Origin of the sequence: Paenibacillus pinihumi DSM 23905 = JCM 16419 (assembly GCF_000422505.1) — a bacterium.
Taxonomy (GTDB): domain Bacteria; phylum Bacillota; class Bacilli; order Paenibacillales; family Paenibacillaceae; genus Paenibacillus_D; species Paenibacillus_D pinihumi.
In genome coordinates this window covers 494,667-513,171 of sequence record NZ_KE383865.1, presented here as the reverse complement: position 1 = coordinate 513,171, position 18,505 = coordinate 494,667, and the positions used below count along the sequence as shown (strand labels likewise).

Sequence of the window (18,505 nt, the reverse complement as noted above, 5' to 3'; positions counted from 1 at the left end):
GCTGCAGCCGATTCGTCGGATCATGTAGAACCGGCTTGATTGCCCCCGCTTAATCTTGTTACATGTGGAACGTTTATCTATGTTCCTCCTCCTTCCCCACACTTGACGGCGATCTGCTGTCCCCTTTATGCGGAATAATTTTTGCCGTTAATGGAAACCTATATGAGACTTTGACATCCGTGTTCATAAGTGATCAGGGCGGCATGAAGACTGACTTAAGGAGGAAATAACCATCATGGCTGAAAAAGTTAACGACTGCATTGCAACAGATTTAAATAGCGTCATCAGCCACTTGAGGGAACATTTTAATGACACGCCCGACCTGATCTTCCGGGAATTTGGCATCAAGCAGACTGGTGAGCAGGGACTGCTCGTCTTTATGGACGGATTAAGCGATAAAAACGCCATTAACCACGATATATTGCGGCCGCTGCAATTTGAAGAAGGATCGGGCCAGGCCGGCGGCAAGCTCATTATGAATGTGGGACATATCATGACGGTTGAGACATGGATGAGAGTGGAACAAAATCTGCTTAATGGCTTTAGCACTCTCTTCGTTGACGGCAGGACGGAAGCCTACTCCCTGGATACGAGAGGCTGGCCGCAGCGCGCGATTGAGGACCCCCAGATGGAATCCTCCCTGAAAGGAGCACATCAGGGCTTTGTTGAGACTGGAGGGCAAAATATTGCGCTCATTCGCCGCTACATCCCCAACCGCGAATTAAAAATACGGAAACTTACGGTCGGCAAACGGGGACGGACTGAGGTTTCCATTCTGTATCTTGAGGATGTAACCAACAAACAATTTATTAACAGCCTGGAGGAGCGTATTCGAGCGATCACTGTCGATGTCATCATTAATACGGGAGAGCTGGCGGAGTTTGTTGAAGATGATCCATACTCGATTTTCCCGCAATTCATGACAACCGAGCGGCCTGATGCTGCTGCTTCCCAGATTTTGCAGGGCCGCTGTGTCGTTGTCCTTGACCGTTCGCCCAGCGTTATTGTCGCTCCGGTATCGTTCATGTCGTTTTTTCAAAGCGTGGATGATTACAGCACACGCTGGTCGATTTCCACTTTTATCCGGTTATTGCGGATGTTCGCCTTTTTTGTGGCCGCCTTCCTGCCGGCCTTCTATATTGCAGTCGTGTCCTACCACTTCGAAATTATTCCTCTCAAGCTGTTGTTTACATTAGGAGAATCACGCGGCCGTGTCCCTTTCCCGCCGTTCCTGGAAGCCATTATTATGGAGCTTACACTGGAAATGCTGCGGGAGGCAGGAGTCCGTCTCCCTGCTCCAGTCGGACAGACGGTGGGCATTGTAGGCGGTATTGTTATTGGCCAAGCTGTGGTTCAGGCAGGGCTGATCAGCAACACAATGGTCATTATTGTTTCATTTACTGCCATTGCCTCCTTTATTTTGCCCAACTATGACATGGTTGCCGCCGTACGGCTTGTCCGGTTCATGTTGATGGTCCTGGCAGCGATGTTCGGATTCGTCGGTCTGACTGTGGGCCTTATGGCTATGGTTGGACATCTGATCACACTAAAATCCCTCGGAATGCCTTACAGCACGCCGCTTGCGCCGCTGCATATCAAGGATTGGAAGGATACGATTATTCGCATGCCGCTATGGAAAATGAATAAGCGCCCGGAAGGAAGCGCTCCGCTCCAATCTGTCAGACAAGGAAACACCCGCACCAAGGAGGAGCAGGAATGAATGCTCAAGCTCAAAAACAAAAGCCTTCTATTACTATTCTTCAATTCATCTGTATAATTTCCGGCATCCAAATTGGCGTAGCCGTTCTGTCTTTGCCCGGCAATCTGGTGAAAGCAGCCGGAACTGACGGATGGATCGCGATTATTATCGGATGGATCATTGCGGGGGTTGCAGGCACAGTCATTGTTATGGTGATGAAGAACGGCCAGGACGAGACGATTCTGGAATTAATCTCCCGGACTTTAGGCAAATGGGCCGGCAAACTGGCCGCGCTCCTAATGGCCTGTTATTTCGTTCTGCTGACTTTTGACGGATTAAACCGGACGGTACTCATTACGAAAACATGGCTGCTGCCCAATACCTCCTCCTTTACCTTGATGGTATTGATGCTGATACCAAGCTACGCCGTACTTAACAATCAGATCATCGCTGTCGGGCGGTATGTCGTGGTCATTTTTCTGATGTCGCTCTGGGTTCCTTTCATTTATCTGCTCCCGCTTAAAAATGGTCATTTGCTGCATTTGCTGCCTGTGATCAAGGAAGGCTGGGGCCCTGTATTCATCGCCCTCAAAGCCTTGATTTACCCAAGCCTCGGCATAATCGCCGCTTTTTTTCTATACCCGTATTTAAAAAACAAAAAGCAAGCAGTCGCCGGCATGTGGGTGTCCAATTCCATAACAATGGGCTTGTACCTGTTCATTACGGTAATCTGCCTGCTGTTCTACAGTCCGGACGAATTCATTCAGTACAATGAGCCGGTTATCAGTATGCTGTCTTCGATTGAATTCCGGTTTGTGGAGCGGATTGAGGTGCTATTTATCGCCTTTTACATTTTCTTCTTCTCTATGGTATGGATACCCTGCTTGTACCTTACAGTTGAATGCACAAGCTGGATGCTCGGGGGCAAGAAGAAAACCCTCCATCTCCAAATCATTTGTGTGGGGCTTGCTGTCATCACCTATCTCCTCAAGCCCACGTTCTCTGCCAGCGACGACCTGCAGGAGCGGCTCATGTGGATCGGATTTGGCTTTGAATATGTACTTCCGGTCTGCTTGTTAGGCTATTTGTGGATTTACGGCAAGTTTCAGCCAAGGAGATGATGTTGATGCCGATCATGATAGTACGCCGCGGGTTGCTTGCCTGCCTGCTATTAATCCCCCTTACAGGGTGTGCCGACCAGATCGATTTGGAGACAGCGACAGTCCCTCTCGCACTGGGTATGGACCTGGACGAGGAGGGCCGTTTTCACTATTTCACTTCCGAGCCGATCTTTAGCAGTAAATTAAAAAAAACAAGCCATGAATCCAGTGGAACCTCGACAACTCTGCGCCAGTCCAGGGAGAGACAGGATTCTCAGATTTTAGGTTTGACGCTTGGCCGGAATTTCCAGGTAACGATAATCGGCAAGCGGATGATGCAGCATAAGGGATGGTTTAAAATGATGGATGTGCTCTACCGGGATGCCCGGAATACCTTGACAGACCGGATGATCATGTTCGATGGGCCTGTCAGTGAGCTCTTCGCGCTGGATCAGCCTGATCAGCCCATGATGCCCGTTCTTTTGCGCGGCATGGTCATTAATAAGAGTTCCCGCTCTGAGACTGCAAACACATCTGTACAGCAGTTGCACCGGCAAATGTATGAAACGGGAATTACCCCGTATGTCTCGGAGATCACGGTGTCCAACAAGAAAATTTATATGGCGGGAACAGCGCTAATGGATTCAAAAGGCATTTACGTCGAGTCTTTAAATACGACGGAGAGCATATTGCTTGCGGTCTTGCAAAGAACGGCGAATCCCGGAATCAGCCTGACTTTTCAAATTCCAGGTGTGGAAAAGCAACCTCCGTTTGTTTCAAATTCAGTCAGCATTTCACCGGGCAAAATCTCGACGAAAATCAAAACCTCTTATGAAAACGGAAAGTTCAATTTTCATATTAAAGTGAAAACAAATGTTAGTCTCACCGAGCATCTTTTCCCGTTTGATGTATTCAAGGAGAAGAAGGAGCTGGAGAAAAAAATTAATGAACAAATGACCAAAAAGCTCACAGCCCTGGTTCATAAAATTCAAAAGAAAAAAGTAGATCCAATAGGGCTTGGCCTTTATGCCCGCGCCCATGAATATGATGCCTATATGAAGGTAAAAGACAACTGGGGCGAGGCGCTGTCCCGCGGTGATGTCAAAATTGAGGTGAGTGTGACGATTGCTTCAGTGGGGGCGGTACGGTAGAGCAGGAAAAAGGTTGTACGATTATAAGTCGTACAGCTTTTTTCGTCGTTGTTTCAACTTATAAAAGTTCTTTATGCCTTATGCAACGGTAAAAAAAAGCAGGATGCCATAATATTTTATAGAATCAGTATTAACCTGATAAAATCCGCTTTCATTCAAGCCGGCCATAAGAGAGGAGATTTCTTGATTTGACTAAAAAGATTTGGATATCCATTGGAATCTTATTTTTGACTGCTATCCTGGTATTTTTGATTTTAAGAGCGAACAGCCTGAACCTGGCCCTAAAATCGGGCGGGTATTCTGTATCGTATACGACGTTTGAACGTGGATTTAATGCCAATGACAGAGCGTATACCGTGATTGGAACAACTAAAAATGAGGAGATCAAATTGATCTATCTCGAAAAAAACAGTTTGGGATTCTGGAAAATGTGGTATGACAGCCCTTCAATTCATTCAAAGTTTGCGAGTACAAATTGGACGAATATTGCCGGATTCCGTAAATTTGACTTCCAGGATAACCCCCAGTTCACCTTTGAATTTCATTGGCTTTATTATGGAATCAATGCTGTAAAGCGTATTGAATTGCCGTTAGAGAAGCTCCCGCCAGGGACGGCCGTCAATATTCAGCAGTCAGGAGACACGTACAGTATCCATCTCTTATCCTACGAACAACCCGAGAAATGGAAAAACATTGATATCTATCAATTGCTGCTTGAATCCGGGTCTATTGAAGAATAACTCCCGCCCTTTCCTTTACGCCCAAAACTCGGTAAAATGATAGAGAGTATTGGGCTTTATATGAAAATGATCGTCATCCCAATAGAGAAAGGAATTTTTGAATATGATTATTCAACCGAAAACACGCGGATTTATTTGTACAACCGCTCATCCGGACGGCTGTGCGAGCCAAGTGCAGCGCCAAATCAATTATGTGAAAGAACAGCCAGCCATTCAAGGCCCTCGCAATGTCCTTGTCGTAGGCGCATCTACAGGCTATGGACTGGCCTCCCGTATTGTTGCCTCCTTCGCAGCAGGCGCCAATACAGTCGGCGTTTACTTTGACAAAGCGGCTGAAGGCGCCCGCACAGCTTCGGCTGGCTGGTATAACTCCGCGGCATTTGAAGCTGCTGCCCAAGAAAGCGGACGCAAATCCTACAGCATTGTAGGCGATGCCTTCTCCGATGAGATCAAAGCCAAAACGATCGACTTGATCCGAACTGAGCTAGGCTCCGTCGACCTGGTCATTTACAGTGTCGCTTCCCCGCGCCGTGTGCATCCTAAGACCGGAGAAGTCTTCTCCTCTGTGATCAAGCCGCTCGGCGGAACGTACACAAATAAAACGGTGAACTTCCATACAGGCGAAGTAACGGAAGCGGTTATTGAACCGGCTACCGAGGACGAGCTTCGCCAGACAATCGCTGTCATGGGCGGCGAAGACTGGCAGATGTGGATTGACGCTCTGAGTGAAGCGGGCGCGCTGTCTGAAGGCGCAACCACTGTTGCCTACTCCTATATCGGACCTGAAATTACACATGCCGTTTACCGTGATGGAACCATCGGCAAAGCGAAAAACGATCTGGAAGCAACAGCACTTCGCCTGAATGAACAGCTTGGTTCCGGTGGCGGCCGAGCATTCGTATCGGTCAACAAAGCGCTCGTTACCCAGTCCAGCTCTGCGATTCCGGTTGTACCTCTGTACATATCTGCGCTGTATAAAGTCATGAAGGAAAAAGGGTTGCATGAAGGCTGCATCGAGCAAATGTACCGCCTGTTCTCTGAAAGACTGTATGGCGAAGGCACGACTCAAGTTGACGAAAAAGGGCTGATCCGAGTCGACGATTGGGAAATGCGCGAGGAAGTTCAAGCTGAGGTTGAACAGCTGTGGGCAGACCTGTCGACAGAAAATATTTATGAGCTGTCCGACCTGGAAGGCTACCGCCGGGAATTCTTCCAATTGTTCGGCTTCAACACCGATGGTATCGACTATGAAGCGGATGCAAATCCGGATGTAGCGATCCCTAATTTACGCTAATCTGCCAACTGTAATCCGGCAGGACCGGTTACGAGCGGGTGCAAACGTATGACTCACGTTGAACTAAAAGGACCCGAAGCCGTCTACATAGACGGTTTTCGGGTCCTTCTTTAACTTCAAGCCTTATTCGTCAATTAGCGAAGAGCCAGCTTGCTGCTCTGGACAACGGAAATCCATTGATCCGCAATAATCTGATGGCCTGCGCTTGTCGGATGTACGCCATCCCAGATCCAGTAAGCAGCTTCCGCACGCTGGCAAGCTTCATTAAAAGCCGCTTGCAGGGGCACAAATACTGCTCCGAACTGCTCCGCCAGTTCTCTGGTGATGTTCTGGTACAACTGGACACGCTCCTGCCATTGCCCCCAGTTCTCTTCTGTTGCACCTGTCTTCAAAATAAAAGGCTCCAAAAGAATAAGTCCCGTATTCGGCATAACCTCTCTTGTCTCTTCCAGCAGAACTTTGTAAGCGCGGCCAAATCGGTCCGTAACACCGCTAGGCTCGTTGCTCATCGATCTCCAGGCGTCATTAACCCCGATCAGTATGCTGATGATATCAGGCTTGAGCGCAATGGCATCCTCGTTCCAGCGGGCATATAAATCCGAGACGCGGTTGCCGCTGATTCCCCGGTTAATAAACAATGGCTGCTTCTCGGCCAGCTCCCGGCCAAGCTTTGCGCCGATCAAATGTGCATAGCTATGTCCGAGCAGATGGTTCGGATCTTCATTGCGGCCTCTCCCGCCATCTGTAATCGAGTCGCCCTGAAATAGTATTGTCGTCATCGTTGCTTCCTCCAATTAGATAAGTGGCTGCTCTGTTCATCCAATTGTAGTATATAACGACTATAATAGCTTGCATAGTATCAAAAATGTTCAATAGGTTTGCTCAGAGGCAGCTTATTCCAAAACCTCGTCGATGCGGATTTTGCGCCCCTCTTTGGCACTGGCGAGCGCCCCGAGAACCATCGCCATGCTCAGGCGGTTGTCCCGGCAGTCCGTCTCTGCCCTGCGGCCTTCCCGAAGAGCGGCAAACATTTCGTCCAGACACCCGAAATGAAACGTATTCTCCATCTCCACAACCGGACCCTCCACACGAACCATCTCCTTGGTGAAGGTGCCTTCCTGTTGCGACTCTGCCACGACTTCTGCAAAGGGATGACCATGTCCATCCCAGATGGCTGTCCCCTTCTCTCCGGTAATTCGCCAGGATGCTTCCCATGACGTCGGCGCACCTTCCGCACACCAGGAGCCGCGGTAGCAAAATACCGATCCGTCCGACATTTCATAGATGCAAATGGCCGCCGCATTCCCTTCATACCAGGAGCCTGCCGGGTTAAATTCCTGGCAATACACGGATACCGGATCGGCACCGAGAATGAATCTGGCCTGGTCAAAGGTATGAATCGCCATATCCAGCAGCAGCGGGCTGGCCATCGTCTCGCGGAAGCCGCCGAAGTGCGGACCCAGGAAGAAATCTGCCCCGGCATAGCCGGCCTTGCCAATCGTTCCCGCCTCCAGCATCTGCCGCAACGAACGGATACGGGTATCGAACCGGCGGTTCTGCATGACGGCATGGGAGCGGCCCGTCTCATCCGCAAGACGGACAATCTGATTGCACTGTTCCATCGTCTCGGCAAGCGGCTTCTCGCTCAAAACGTTGCAGCCAAGCTTCATTGCTGTTGTACTGACCGAATAGTGGCTTGACGGAACTGTAATATCAAATACCAGATTCGCGCCGGTCGCCCGGATCGCTTCCGCTACATCTGTGAAGACCCCGCAGGACATGCCCCGCTTCTCCCGCATCGCCTCGGCGAATTCCAGCTTGATATCGACCAGCCCGACGATTTCTGTGTCCGGCCTTGCCAGCGCATAATCAATCCAGGCATTGGACATGCCGCCGCAGCCTGCAACCACAACTTTAAAAGGGATCGTCATCTTGGTGCCCTCCGTTTCAACTCGATTAGGATGGATTCGGGATAAACTGTCCGCCGCGGCAGTGCTTCAAGTAATTTAACGCATGCACCTGTCCGGTCATCTCCAGTTCATCTTTGTATACCGGGTCATGCCAGCCTTCAATATCGATGGTTCCTTTATAGCCGTTCTGCCGTAAAATCGTAATAATATCCGACCAGTTCGTATCGCCAAAGCCTGGTGTCCGGTGCCATGCAAATGTCTTCGGCCCGTGAATGCCGAATTCCTTGACGACATCCCAGGCAATTGTGGCATCCTTGCCATGGACATGGAATATTTTATCGACCCATTTGCGAAGCTGCGGGATCGGATCAATCAGGCTCATCATCTGATGGCAAGGCTCCCATTCCAGCCCGATATTGTCCACAGGCAGCGCATTGAACATTTTCTCCCAGGCTGCCGGGTTATGCGCGATGTTCCAGTCGCCGTCTTCCCAGGTTCCTCCCATATCACAATTCTCAAAGGCAATACGCAATCCCTTGTCTGCCGCACGCTTGGCAAGCCCGCCGAATACCTCCGCATATTTCGGGATGGATTCATCAATAGAGCAGCCGGTCAATCGTCCTGTGAAGCCGGATATAATATCCGTCCCAAACAGATCCGCATGATCAATCAGCCGCTCCCAGCTGGCAAGAGTATCCGCATTGTCCCCTGTTCCGGTAAGCGGATTGCCGAAGATGCCTACGGTGGAGATGACAAATCCATGCTCCTCAGACAGCTCTCGGACACGCTTGGCGGTCTCAACCAGATCCACTCCTTTTGTTGTCTGCCAGAAGGTCAGGCTAAAGGATTCAAAGCCATGCTTTATAATTTGCGGGATGACACGGACAGCGTCGCCGCCCGCAACCAGAGTTCCAATTTTCAATTCGTGACTCATCTTGTATATCACTCCAATATTGTCTTATAGTTATAGTGACAGTCTCATTATATCCGCATAAAACTTGCTTTTCTCGTATATTATTGTGCAATAATAGTCTAATCTTGGGGGAGTTGAATGCTGATGGCCTATCCGAAGGAACTGTGGGAAGAGACGCGGCTTGTGGAAAAAAGCTACCCTTTTCAGCTGTTCGATAACCATCATCCCCACTCGCGACGCGGGGAAAATATTATGCATCTGCACTGGCACGAGCACTTTGAAATTATTATGATCAGAGAAGGCATTGCCATCTTTCATATCGATAGTGTGCCCTTCGAGGTTGGCCCCGGTGATGTCCTCTTCGTGCCTTCAGGCGGGCTGCATGTCGGGTATAACCGCGGGGATGCGCCTGTTCATTTCCAGTCTGTTGTATTCAACAGCTCCCTGTTCAGCGGATGGGCGCATGATGCTGTGCATATGCAGTTTGTCGCCCCGTATCTGGAGGGGCAGCTGCGCTTCCCGGTCAAACCGGACGAACTTCATTCCATATGCCGGGAGCACTATGAATTGCTATACCGGATTGTGGAAGAATTTCAAGCCAAGGAGCCTGCATATCAGTTAATGGTCAAATCTCATTTGCATCTGCTGTTCACTCTCCTGTCCCGGGCCTTCCTGCCCCAGCGGCTCGCCAGCCGCCCCAAAGAGCAGTATTCAGCAAGTACCAGCCGCTTCAAGACGCTGATTCATTATCTGGACCATCATTATATGGATAAAATAACAGTGGAACAGGCAGCACGGCAGGTCAACCTGAACCCGTACCATTTTTGCAAAACATTCAAAAAGCTCACCGGACGCACCTTTATTGAATACGTCAATATGCGCCGTATTAATGAAGCTGAGCGCCTGCTGAGGGAGAGCGATCTGACAATCACGGAAATCGCCGGACTTGTCGGCTGTGACAATCCGAATTATTTCACCAAGCTGTTCAAGCAGTATAAGGGGATGACACCGAGGGCATTCCGGGGATAAGTATGAAAATAAAGCCGGCAGCGGACTGTGGATTCACAGCCTTCTGCCGGCTTTTCATTGATGCTTTCATTTTGATGCCTTAGACTTACGACTATTTTACAAGCCGCTCAGACAATGGATCCCATTTCAAAGCTTTCCCTGTCAGTTGGTTAAAGGCTTCCAGCGGCAAATACAGCTTGCCGTGATCGACTTCCACTGCCAGATTCACTGCTTTGTCATTGAGAGTCACTTTATTGCTGCTGTCAAGCTGCAGTTTGAGCACGTTGCTGCCGCTGGTGATGGTCACAACGCGCGCTTTGCTGTCCCAATCAACCTGTGCCCCGAGCGCTTCGGCAAGCGCCTTTGCCGGGAACAGCGGCTGATTGCTGCTGCCGGTTTTGAATTTCGGGTAGATGTATTTCTCCTGCAGGCGGGAAGTCGCTTCGTTAAGATCGACACCCAGCACTTCAGCAGAAGCTGTCGCTACGCGGGTATTGTCAATTTGTCCTTTGACTTTGTCTGCAATCGGGCCGTATGCCCATACACCGACATCTACCGCCGAGTGGCCGTGGCCGCTCCAGCCAATCAGGAGCCTTTTGCTAATGATCGCATTATACGCGCCTTCCGGCCCGTAAGAGCTGCCGTCCCCATTCAAGATTTGCTTCGCCTCTTCATCTGTCAAATCTTTAATCCATGTATTTCCTTCAACAATCTTCTTTACTTCTGCGATTGTCTTGGCAGCTTTCAGGCTGCCTGCGATCGCTTCAGAGGAATGCTTCTGCTTATCCCACAGCTCAAAATTCAGCTCATAAATGTTATCGCGGGAAAGGGAAAGTCCCCCTGTCTCATGGTCTGCGGTAATGACAACTGATGTGTTGCCGTCCTTCTTCGCAAATTCCAATGCTGTTTTCACAGCAGCGTCAAAGTCCAGCACTTCCTGTACCATGGACGGGAAATCATTGCCATGGGCAGCATGGTCAATACGGCCGCCTTCAATCATGATCGCAAAGCCGTTCTTCTCCTGCGACAGGATCGAGAGCGCTTTGCCTGTCATATCCGCAAGCGAAGGCGTCTCCGCTGTGCGGTCATTGACATAAGGGATGTGGGAGCCGCTGAACAATCCCAGCGCCTTGCCGGCCTTGTCCGGCAGCGCAAGCAGCGATGTCTTGTCCTTTACATAAGTGTAGCCTTTTGCCTCAAAATCAGCGGTAATGCTCTTGTCGGAACGCTTGCCGCCCTCTTCCTTGCTCAGGAAATTGGCGCTGCCCCCGCCAAACAGAACGTCTACCCCGCTTTCGAGGTATTGCGAGGCAATGGCATTCTCGTTATCACGGCTTCTTACATGAGAAGCATAAACGGCTGGGGTAGCATGTGTAATACGGGTTGTAGTTACAAGTCCAGTCGCTTTGCCTGCAAGCTCTGCTGCTTCAATGACAGAAGCAAACGGCTTGGATACTTCTTCATTGGATACGCTGATTCCCGCATTGTATGTCTTGTGCCCGGTAGCAAAGGCCGTCCCTGCAGAAGCGGAGTCAGTGACGACGCCGGATACAATAATATCCCCGTCCTCCCCCCGGTCGGCAAATGTCGTTGCTTGTCCGACATAAATGCTGTCCAGCGTGAGATGGTCGGTGCCTTTGTTGTATTTGAGATAATTGCGTGCCGCGCTCACTTGAGCCGGTCCCATCCCGTCTCCAATCAGAACGATCAGATTTTTGGACGAAGCTTTCTCATTGTCCTTTTGTACAGCATCCTCGGCGAAAACAGGAGCGGTCGTCAGCATCATGACTGCAAGACAGCCTGCCAGCGCTGATTTCAGGGTTTTCTTCATTCTAAATTCCCTCCAATGAGACAGATTACATTCGGTCGATCTCCTCCATTATCAACGTAAAGTGTTAACCCTACGTCATGGGTTTATCAAATATTTGTAAATAACTCCCTGATCACATCTCCCCCTAGGCAATAGAGCCGGTTTTTGCATGGTTGCAAAGAAATTATGGGCGGCCCCGGCCATCCGAAACTCCATCACCGGCCCTTCGGACTTCCGTGGTTCCAGATTATCTCCCGCTCCCGTGCGACTGTTTTCCTTTCAGACATTGAATATGAAATTTATAAAGGTATAATTAGAGGTAAAAGAAGTGTAGGCTATTCGTTACCGACTCAAAGGCCAAGCTTTATTACTGTTTCGAAGTAGGCTGGATCCCAGTCTGCCGGCAGTGGTGAAGAACCTATATCTGGAGGATATTATGCAAAATATAAAGATTTTTTCCGGCTCATCCAATCGTCAATTGGCAGAACGCATATGCAAGACATTGGAGGTTCCGCTTGGGGATGTCGCAATCTCCAAGCAGCAGAGCGGCGAGATCCATGTCTCTTATCAAGAATCCGTCCGATCAAGCGACGTGTTCATTGTCCAATCGATGTCCCATCCGGTCAATGAGCATCTGGTCGAACTTCTCGTTATGATCGATGCCGCCAAGCGGGCATCCGCCAAAACCATTAATCTGGTCGTGCCTTATTACGGCTACGCGCGGCAGGAGAGAAAATCCGCTCCACGGGAGCCGATCTCTGCCAAGCTGGTTGCGGACATTTTGACTACTGTGGGGGCAGGCCGTGTGATGGTTGTGGATTTGCATGCAGACCCGATTCAGGGATTCTTTGAAATTCCGGTCGACCATCTGACTGCCTTGCATCTGATTATTCAATATTTGAAAAGTAAAAATATTCCGAACCCGGTTGTTGTCTCCCCGGATGCGGGACGGGCCTCCACTGCGGAGAAGCTGGCCAATTATCTGGATTGCCCGTTTGCAATTATGATCAAGAACCGGCCGGCTCATAATCAATCCGAAATTACCCATATTATTGGTGAAGTAGAAGGAATGACACCAATTATTATTGAAGATCTGATCGATACAGGCAGTACAATCGTCAATGTAGTAGAAGCTCTGAAAAAGAAAGGCGCGCATGATGCGTACATCTGCGCCACTCACGGCCTCTTCTCGGGAGGTGCTCTGGAAAAGCTCAACAATCCGAATATCCGCGAAATCGTCATTACGGACACGATTCAATTAAGTCCGGCTGCCAGCAACAAGTTTGTTGTGCTTTCCATGTCTCCGCTGCTTGCTACAGCGATCAAAATTATTACGGAGGGCGGTTCCATTGATACGTTGTTCCAATTCCGCCAGAAGAATTGCTCTCCAGTGTAGCTTCGCAAAGCAATAGCTGGGAATTGTTGCAGATGCAATAACAGCGGCAATTCACGCAGCTTACGAACGCTATTAGCAGGTCTAGGCATTCAGACCTGCTTCAGACCGTATTATAGACTGATGGAGCTCGAGACGGGTCTTAAGACTCACTCACTCCTTAAGACGATGACCCGCTTCCAGTTTCCGCGCCGCGCCGCATCTTGAAGAACCAGGTGCCGGCTGGAAAAAACGGGGCAGGCAGGAGCCAAAGGACATGGCCTTGAACAGAACTTTTCAGTCAGAGGGCGCAAGCCCTCTTTTTTACTGTACAATATAATTTTATTATGTTACGAAAAAGGGGGAATCGGGTAATTCCTTGGGACTGGCGATAGCAGAAGGGATTTCACCATAAGGGAAGACAACTGGCAGGGGACAGGCGGGGTGGCTTGGAACGGACGAACAAAGACGGGTCAGGAAGTTGTGAAAAGCGTAATTTTACTATATGATAAACTTCACATAATATGTTACAACGGACATAAATTTCTTGCCTCTTATCTGGAAACGAAAACCTGTTTTGCTATACGGTTTCAGCTTGTTCGGCATTATTATTCCATCGTAAAACTGGGACTATAATAGCAGTATAGAAGTTGGGATTTCGTGCACAAAGAGGGGACACATGTTATAATTAGGAGGTTGTTCACTGTCGGATCGATGATGGATAATCAGGTTAATTTTAGCAATAAGTCTATATATTAGGTTCGTTATCCTAACAAATGAAGAGGGTTTATGACACTTTTTGAAATAATAATTAGCCTCTAGGGGGGTTCTTGCGATGTTTGCCAAACGCCTCAAACAATTACGTAAAAAAAGAAAGTTCTCCATGCAGGAACTTGCCGATGAGACCGGCGTAGCCAAAAGCACCTATGCCGGCTATGAATCAGGCTACAGGCAGCCGACGTTGGAGACGATTCAATCCATTGCCAAAAAACTTCATACTTCAGCGGATTATCTGCTCGGCTTGACCGATTATGTAGATCCGCAGGAGCCCAGCAGCAATGCCAGGGAGCTGCTGAATCATGAACAGCTCCACTGGGATGGCATTCCTCTGGAAAAGGAGGATCTTGAACTAGTCAGAATGCTTCTTGAGCGGGTTGTGCGCGACCGGATTACGGGCTCGGACGACCATACTTAAGGCATCATGTTGCTTTAAGCCAAGCGGAAGCTGGTTTGCAGAAGACAACACGAACATAAATTCGCCATTTTGCATAGGATTCAGATGCAGCTGTTTCCGGGCCAGAGACTTGCGGCCAGGGATTAAAGCTGTATTTTAGTGCAATTATGCACCCCTTTGACTAATGGACAATTACAACTACCTTTCAGCAGACTTTCCGGCAGCCTCCCCGCTTGCCTCTACCCTGCTGCCAGGGTTGATTTTCTCTTTCTCCTTTTGTAAGGCTTTGGCTCTTTCCACGATTTCCTTGCGCTTCGCAGCATCTTTAATTCCGACTGCTTCAATCGGATAATTCTCATCCAGGATGACGAGATATTTTCCGTACTCGCTTGTAATCGATCTTAACGCCTCGATTTCTTCCTTACTTAGCTTACTAAGCAGCAAATCACGAATTTCCTGTTTTCCCTCCGTGCTCAGCTCCTGGTCGGATTGTCCGAGCAGACTGTACATCTCGCTAAAGGACAGCCCCGATTGCAGCAGAATGGCCGCCGCATCCACAGCGTCATTCATTTCAATCTTCTTACCCGATATTCCTTCGGCTGTATCAACTGCATGACCCAAAATTGCCGGAAGCTCCGGGGATTGATTCGTTCCGCCCTCTTGTTTATCCGGTATACGGGAATCTCCCTGCCTCTGCTCCGCCTTCGCCAGTTGGCGGGCCCGGATATCCTCCAGATCAATGGATGTGATTTTCCAGTACAGGTAACCGGTCCCCGCTGCCGCAAGCAGCAACATAATTCCAAGGGACCATAATGCTGCACGCCATACCTTTTTCAATCCATCTCCCTCCTCTCCTGTTGAAGGCCTGTAAGCCCGGTTTTCAATGAATAGTCATTTTTCATGTTGCAAAACCTGTTTTGGTCTGGCAGTCTAAATCATCTCATGAATCGCAATATCCTCATTGTTCAGCGCAGGACGCCCAACCGGATAGTAAGCAAAGCGTGCCGTATCCAGTTGTTTGGTGCTATACGCATTGCGTCCGTCGATCAGAACAGGTCTTGCCATCACCTGCTCCAGTTCACGGAGATCCACTTGAACGTAATCCTCCCACTCGGTAAGCAGGCAGACTGCGTCCGCCCCTTTGGCAGCTTCCAGCGCCGTCGTGCACCAGTTGATGGAAGGATGGTCGATCAACTTGCGAAAATTGACGAGTGCAATCGGGTCGGTCACAGCAGGAATTGCGCCAAGCTCCAGCAGACGTTCTACGATTTCAATGGCAGGCGCTTCTCGTACATCATCCGTATCCGGCTTAAATGCCAGTCCCCAGACGGCGATCCGCTTTCCATGCAGAGATCCGAGCGCGCGCTGCAGCTTGTCAATCACTCCAAAACGCTGGTGGCTGTTCACTTCTACAACTGACTTCAGCAGTTTGAAATCATACTCTACATTGCCTGCAATCTGAATCAGTGCCTTCGTATCCTTCGGGAAGCAGGAGCCGCCATAACCGATTCCGGCCTTGAGGAAGGAGCCGCCAATCCGTTTATCCAGCCCCATTCCCCCGGCTACCTCAGTCACATCCGCCCCTACCTTCTCACACAGATTGGCAATTTCATTGATAAATGAAATTTTGGTGGCAAGAAATGCATTGGAGGCGTACTTGATCATTTCCGCGCTGCGGATATCCGTCATAACGATTTGATTGGTAAGCGGCTGATGCAGCTCGGCAAGACGCTCGGCTGCCTTTCGGCTTTTGGTTCCAATTACAATCCGGTCCGGATTCAGCGTATCCGAAACCGCTGTGCCCTCTCTGAGGAATTCAGGAACTGAAGCGATGTCGAATGCATGATTTGAATGACGGGCAATAATCTCTTCGACCGCTTCATTTGTGCCGACAGGTACCGTGCTTTTCACAACGATAATTTTGTAGCCGTTCAGGTTCGTACCAATCTCACGGGCTACCGCCTCGACAAATTGCAGGTCTGCCCCGCCACCAGGAAGCGGCGGAGTACCAACAGCAATAATGACCACTTCAGCCTGTTGCAGCGCCTCTCCAAGATTTGTCGTATATTGCAAATGGCCGCTCTCCATACAAGCATCCGCAAGTTCCTTCAAGCCCGGTTCGTAGATTGGAATGACCCCTGCTTTGAGCGTGGCAATTTTTTGAACATCCTTGTCCACACAAATCACCTGGTTGCCCAGATGCGCATAGCATACTCCAGATACAAGCCCTACATATCCGGTTCCGATTACTGTAATCTTCATAACTTCTCCACTCCTGTTCAATCAATTTTTGTACGCCTGAAGTTTTACATTGTTAGATAAGTCACGTTTGAGTAGGGCCGCCGTGTGAAAGCTTCTTCCGATCGCTGTTGTTTCCCGGATTTCATGAATGAGCGATACCTAATGGGGAAATCCGAAAACAAAGGCGAACGCTCCGCTTCTCCAGAATCCTTTCACACTCTAGCCATCCAACTGCCGTTTATGTTGCAAACTGATAAGTATCCTCTATTTTAAAGCCATGCTTATCTCACATTGCTCTCTATCATTCAACTCATAGAATGGATTCCACATAAAAAAGTATGGCTGAGCGAATTTCCGCCATTCTGCTTTTGCAGCTCTCCTGCGTATTGGCCTGGCATCCGAAAAACAGCTTCAAAGTTGGAGCCACACTTGAGAGACGAATGACGCACCATGCGCCATCATCAAACCGGTAGCGGATCATATCTGCTCTTGGAAGCTGGGTCGGACGGACAAGATCGCGCCCGGCCTGTCTCACCTTGCCCTCACGGTAATCAGTGAGCTGCTTGATCTGAAGCAGACCGATCTGACGAGGGAACTCGCTCCTCAGCCTCGCCATCGTATTGCGAACCCGCTGCCAGCCCTCCAGCCCTTTGAAGGTCATTTGGATTTCATCCTCCAAATGATAGCCGAATGCTTTGTACAGCCGGTGAAGCTGGTTCCATAGCGACAGCTTCTTGCCCTTGTAGTAGGCCGCCATCTCCACAGTAAGCATTAAGGTTTGCAGCGCATCCTTGTCTCGGACGAACACTTCCGGCAGAAATCCGCCGTTTTCATCGTACGCAAACAAAAAGCTGCGTTCCCCAAGCTGCTCCTGCTCCTCAATGCGAAGTGCAATATTATTGAAGCCGGGCAGCGTCTGCTCGATCGCCATTCCGTACTTTTTGGCAATCTCCCGGCTCAAATCCGTTGTCAGAATCGTCGTGTAAAATATGCCTTCTCCCTGCTTCACCCCGATGCCACGCTGCTCCAGGAGCTTGCGGCGCATCCCGACATAATCAAGCAGCAGGCTGCCAAGCTGGTGAGGGGTCAGTTGTTCATATTCCCCCTCGCCGCTTCGCACCAGCACTCCAAGCTCCTGGGATTCCGGATCTACAGCCAGTACCAATTCGGCATCACTGTCTGCAGCCTGGGCCAGCGCATGCCGGTATACCTCCCTCTCCTTCGGGTCGGGATTCTTGAGGGTGAGAAACAAGGGATCAGGATTAATCTGCTCGTCCACACTATGAACTTCCTTGCAGCCCGCTGCTTTGAGCAGCTTGGAGATGGTATCTCCGCTGGAGCCGTGCAGAGGCGTATAGACGATTCTCAAATTGGAAATATATTTTTTCTTCAGATGGGTTGGCTGAAACACACTCAGCACCTGGCGGTGATAAGCTTCATCCACCTCATTGCCAACCTCGACCAATCTTCCCATACGAACAGCCTCGTCCGGGTCCATGGTGGCGATCCCCACATCATCCTCCAGCATCGCAAGACGATGTGATAGCCGGGTGGCCCGGTCAGCCTGTATGACGGAGCCGTCCTCTACAAAAATTTTGCAGCCATTGTATTGGTACGGCGACCGTCCGGCCGCAATCATAATGCCGGCTGCCGCATGGAGCCATCTGACGGCAAAGGACAGTTCGGGCGTCGGGCGCGCCTGGCTGAACAGATACACTTTGATTTCATTTTGGGCCAGCACAAGTGCCGCCTGTTCAGCGAATTCCCGCGAAAGCACCCGATTGTCAAAGGCAATGGCAACCCCGCGCTGTGCTTGTGCAAAGCCGCCCTCCCGAATTTCATCCGCGAGCGCCTGTGCGAGACGCCGCACGGTAAATATATTCATCCGGTTCGTGCCCACACCGATTTTTTCCCGCAGGCCGTCCGTTCCAAACTCCAACTGCTTATAGAAGCGGTCGGTAATTTCCCCGGCTTTAAGCTCGCCCAGTTCTTTGCGAAGATAGGCGGGCAGCCGGGCCCGTTTCCAGCGTTTGTAGCGAAGCTGTATCGCATGGTCTAACTGCTCGGCTATGGCATTCATATTTCCTTATCTC

General features: G+C 49.9%; 15 protein-coding genes. 8 read left to right on the top strand and 7 right to left on the bottom strand.

All coding sequences use genetic code 11. The features are described 5' to 3' along the window. The first annotated feature begins 235 nt into the window (after nt 1-235). The 5 genes from H583_RS0122575 (at nt 236) to fabV (ending at nt 5,984) form a co-directional block, all read left to right on the top strand. On the top strand, nt 236-1,720 hold the full coding sequence (locus H583_RS0122575) for a spore germination protein (protein WP_036710502.1): 1,485 nt from the start codon (nt 236-238) through the stop codon (nt 1,718-1,720). After that, nucleotides 1,717-2,820 (top strand): GerAB/ArcD/ProY family transporter, encoded by a 1,104-nt coding sequence (locus tag H583_RS0122570; RefSeq protein WP_028562451.1) that lies wholly within the window; start codon nt 1,717-1,719, stop codon nt 2,818-2,820. Before H583_RS0122575 ends, H583_RS0122570 begins: the two co-directional genes overlap by 4 nt. A 5-nt stretch (nt 2,821-2,825) precedes the next feature. After that, the gene (locus tag H583_RS0122565) at nt 2,826-3,950 is read left to right on the top strand and encodes a Ger(x)C family spore germination protein (RefSeq protein ID WP_036710499.1); all 1,125 of its coding nucleotides are present in this window, start codon (nt 2,826-2,828) and stop codon (nt 3,948-3,950) included. Between the two features lie 188 nt (nt 3,951-4,138). Further along, nucleotides 4,139-4,690 (top strand): hypothetical protein, encoded by a 552-nt coding sequence (locus H583_RS0122560; protein WP_028562449.1) that lies wholly within the window; start codon nt 4,139-4,141, stop codon nt 4,688-4,690. 103 nt (nt 4,691-4,793) lie between these two features. Continuing rightward, nucleotides 4,794-5,984, top strand: coding sequence for an enoyl-ACP reductase FabV (fabV, locus tag H583_RS0122555; protein ID WP_028562448.1), 1,191 nt, complete (start codon nt 4,794-4,796; stop codon nt 5,982-5,984). Nucleotides 5,985-6,118: 134 nt separating this feature from the next. On the opposite strand, the gene H583_RS0122550 is transcribed toward fabV, so the two are convergent. The 3 genes from H583_RS0122550 to H583_RS0122540 all read right to left on the bottom strand — a co-directional run bounded on the left by H583_RS0122550 (nt 6,119) and on the right by H583_RS0122540 (nt 8,828). Beyond that, nucleotides 6,119-6,763, bottom strand: coding sequence for an SGNH/GDSL hydrolase family protein (locus H583_RS0122550; protein WP_028562447.1), 645 nt, complete (start codon nt 6,761-6,763; stop codon nt 6,119-6,121). A gap of 114 nt (nt 6,764-6,877) precedes the next feature. Next, a complete protein-coding gene (locus H583_RS0122545; protein ID WP_028562446.1) occupies nt 6,878-7,915 on the bottom strand; it encodes a Gfo/Idh/MocA family protein in 1,038 nt (345 codons plus the stop codon). 25 nt (nt 7,916-7,940) lie between these two features. Continuing rightward, nucleotides 7,941-8,828, bottom strand: a complete 888-nt coding sequence (locus H583_RS0122540; RefSeq protein ID WP_028562445.1) for a sugar phosphate isomerase/epimerase family protein — start codon at nt 8,826-8,828, stop codon at nt 7,941-7,943. A gap of 117 nt (nt 8,829-8,945) precedes the next feature. Here H583_RS0122540 and H583_RS0122535 point away from each other — a divergent pair, with 117 nt between their 5' ends. Then, nucleotides 8,946-9,836: a helix-turn-helix transcriptional regulator gene (locus tag H583_RS0122535; protein ID WP_342663549.1), complete on the top strand. Its 891-nt coding sequence runs from the start codon at nt 8,946-8,948 to the stop codon at nt 9,834-9,836. Between the two features lie 91 nt (nt 9,837-9,927). On the opposite strand, the gene H583_RS0122530 is transcribed toward H583_RS0122535, so the two are convergent. Beyond that, entirely contained in the window at nt 9,928-11,646 is a 1,719-nt protein-coding gene (locus tag H583_RS0122530) for an alkaline phosphatase (RefSeq protein ID WP_028562443.1), read from the bottom strand. Between the two features lie 415 nt (nt 11,647-12,061). On the opposite strand from H583_RS0122530, the gene H583_RS0122525 reads away from it, so the two are divergent. Further along, nucleotides 12,062-13,021, top strand: coding sequence for a ribose-phosphate diphosphokinase (locus H583_RS0122525; RefSeq protein WP_028562442.1), 960 nt, complete (start codon nt 12,062-12,064; stop codon nt 13,019-13,021). An 811-nt stretch (nt 13,022-13,832) separates the two neighbouring features. Then, nucleotides 13,833-14,192: a helix-turn-helix domain-containing protein gene (locus H583_RS0122520; RefSeq protein ID WP_028562441.1), complete on the top strand. Its 360-nt coding sequence runs from the start codon at nt 13,833-13,835 to the stop codon at nt 14,190-14,192. 177 nt (nt 14,193-14,369) lie between these two features. Here H583_RS0122520 and H583_RS0122515 read toward each other — a convergent pair whose 3' ends face one another. From H583_RS0122515 to H583_RS0122505, 3 genes are all read right to left on the bottom strand, one after another. After that, complete coding sequence (locus H583_RS0122515; protein ID WP_028562440.1) at nt 14,370-15,008, bottom strand: hypothetical protein; 639 nt, start codon at nt 15,006-15,008, stop codon at nt 14,370-14,372. A gap of 93 nt (nt 15,009-15,101) precedes the next feature. Continuing rightward, nucleotides 15,102-16,433 carry a UDP-glucose dehydrogenase family protein gene (locus H583_RS0122510; protein WP_028562439.1) on the bottom strand — a complete coding sequence of 444 codons (1,332 nt, stop codon included), beginning with the start codon at nt 16,431-16,433 and terminating at the stop codon, nt 15,102-15,104. 289 nt (nt 16,434-16,722) lie between these two features. Next, entirely contained in the window at nt 16,723-18,492 is a 1,770-nt protein-coding gene (locus H583_RS0122505; protein ID WP_051236850.1) for a phospho-sugar mutase, read from the bottom strand. Nucleotides 18,493-18,505 lie beyond the last annotated feature (13 nt).

What these genes read in the sequence shown, in the direction of transcription:
- fabV (WP_028562448.1), top strand. Translation starts at nt 4,794, where the DNA reads ATGATTATTCAACCGAAAACACGCGGATTTATTTGTACAACCGCTCAT.
- H583_RS0122550 (WP_028562447.1), bottom strand. Translation starts at nt 6,763, where the DNA reads ATGACGACAATACTATTTCAGGGCGACTCGATTACAGATGGCGGGAGA.
- H583_RS0122545 (WP_028562446.1), bottom strand. Translation starts at nt 7,915, where the DNA reads ATGACGATCCCTTTTAAAGTTGTGGTTGCAGGCTGCGGCGGCATGTCC.
- H583_RS0122575 (WP_036710502.1), top strand. Translation starts at nt 236, where the DNA reads ATGGCTGAAAAAGTTAACGACTGCATTGCAACAGATTTAAATAGCGTC.
- H583_RS0122525 (WP_028562442.1), top strand. Translation starts at nt 12,062, where the DNA reads ATGCAAAATATAAAGATTTTTTCCGGCTCATCCAATCGTCAATTGGCA.
- H583_RS0122535 (WP_342663549.1), top strand. Translation starts at nt 8,946, where the DNA reads ATGCTGATGGCCTATCCGAAGGAACTGTGGGAAGAGACGCGGCTTGTG.
- H583_RS0122505 (WP_051236850.1), bottom strand. Translation starts at nt 18,492, where the DNA reads ATGAATGCCATAGCCGAGCAGTTAGACCATGCGATACAGCTTCGCTAC.
- H583_RS0122510 (WP_028562439.1), bottom strand. Translation starts at nt 16,433, where the DNA reads ATGAAGATTACAGTAATCGGAACCGGATATGTAGGGCTTGTATCTGGA.
- H583_RS0122570 (WP_028562451.1), top strand. Translation starts at nt 1,717, where the DNA reads ATGAATGCTCAAGCTCAAAAACAAAAGCCTTCTATTACTATTCTTCAA.
- H583_RS0122540 (WP_028562445.1), bottom strand. Translation starts at nt 8,828, where the DNA reads ATGAGTCACGAATTGAAAATTGGAACTCTGGTTGCGGGCGGCGACGCT.
- H583_RS0122565 (WP_036710499.1), top strand. Translation starts at nt 2,826, where the DNA reads ATGCCGATCATGATAGTACGCCGCGGGTTGCTTGCCTGCCTGCTATTA.
- H583_RS0122530 (WP_028562443.1), bottom strand. Translation starts at nt 11,646, where the DNA reads ATGAAGAAAACCCTGAAATCAGCGCTGGCAGGCTGTCTTGCAGTCATG.
- H583_RS0122520 (WP_028562441.1), top strand. Translation starts at nt 13,833, where the DNA reads ATGTTTGCCAAACGCCTCAAACAATTACGTAAAAAAAGAAAGTTCTCC.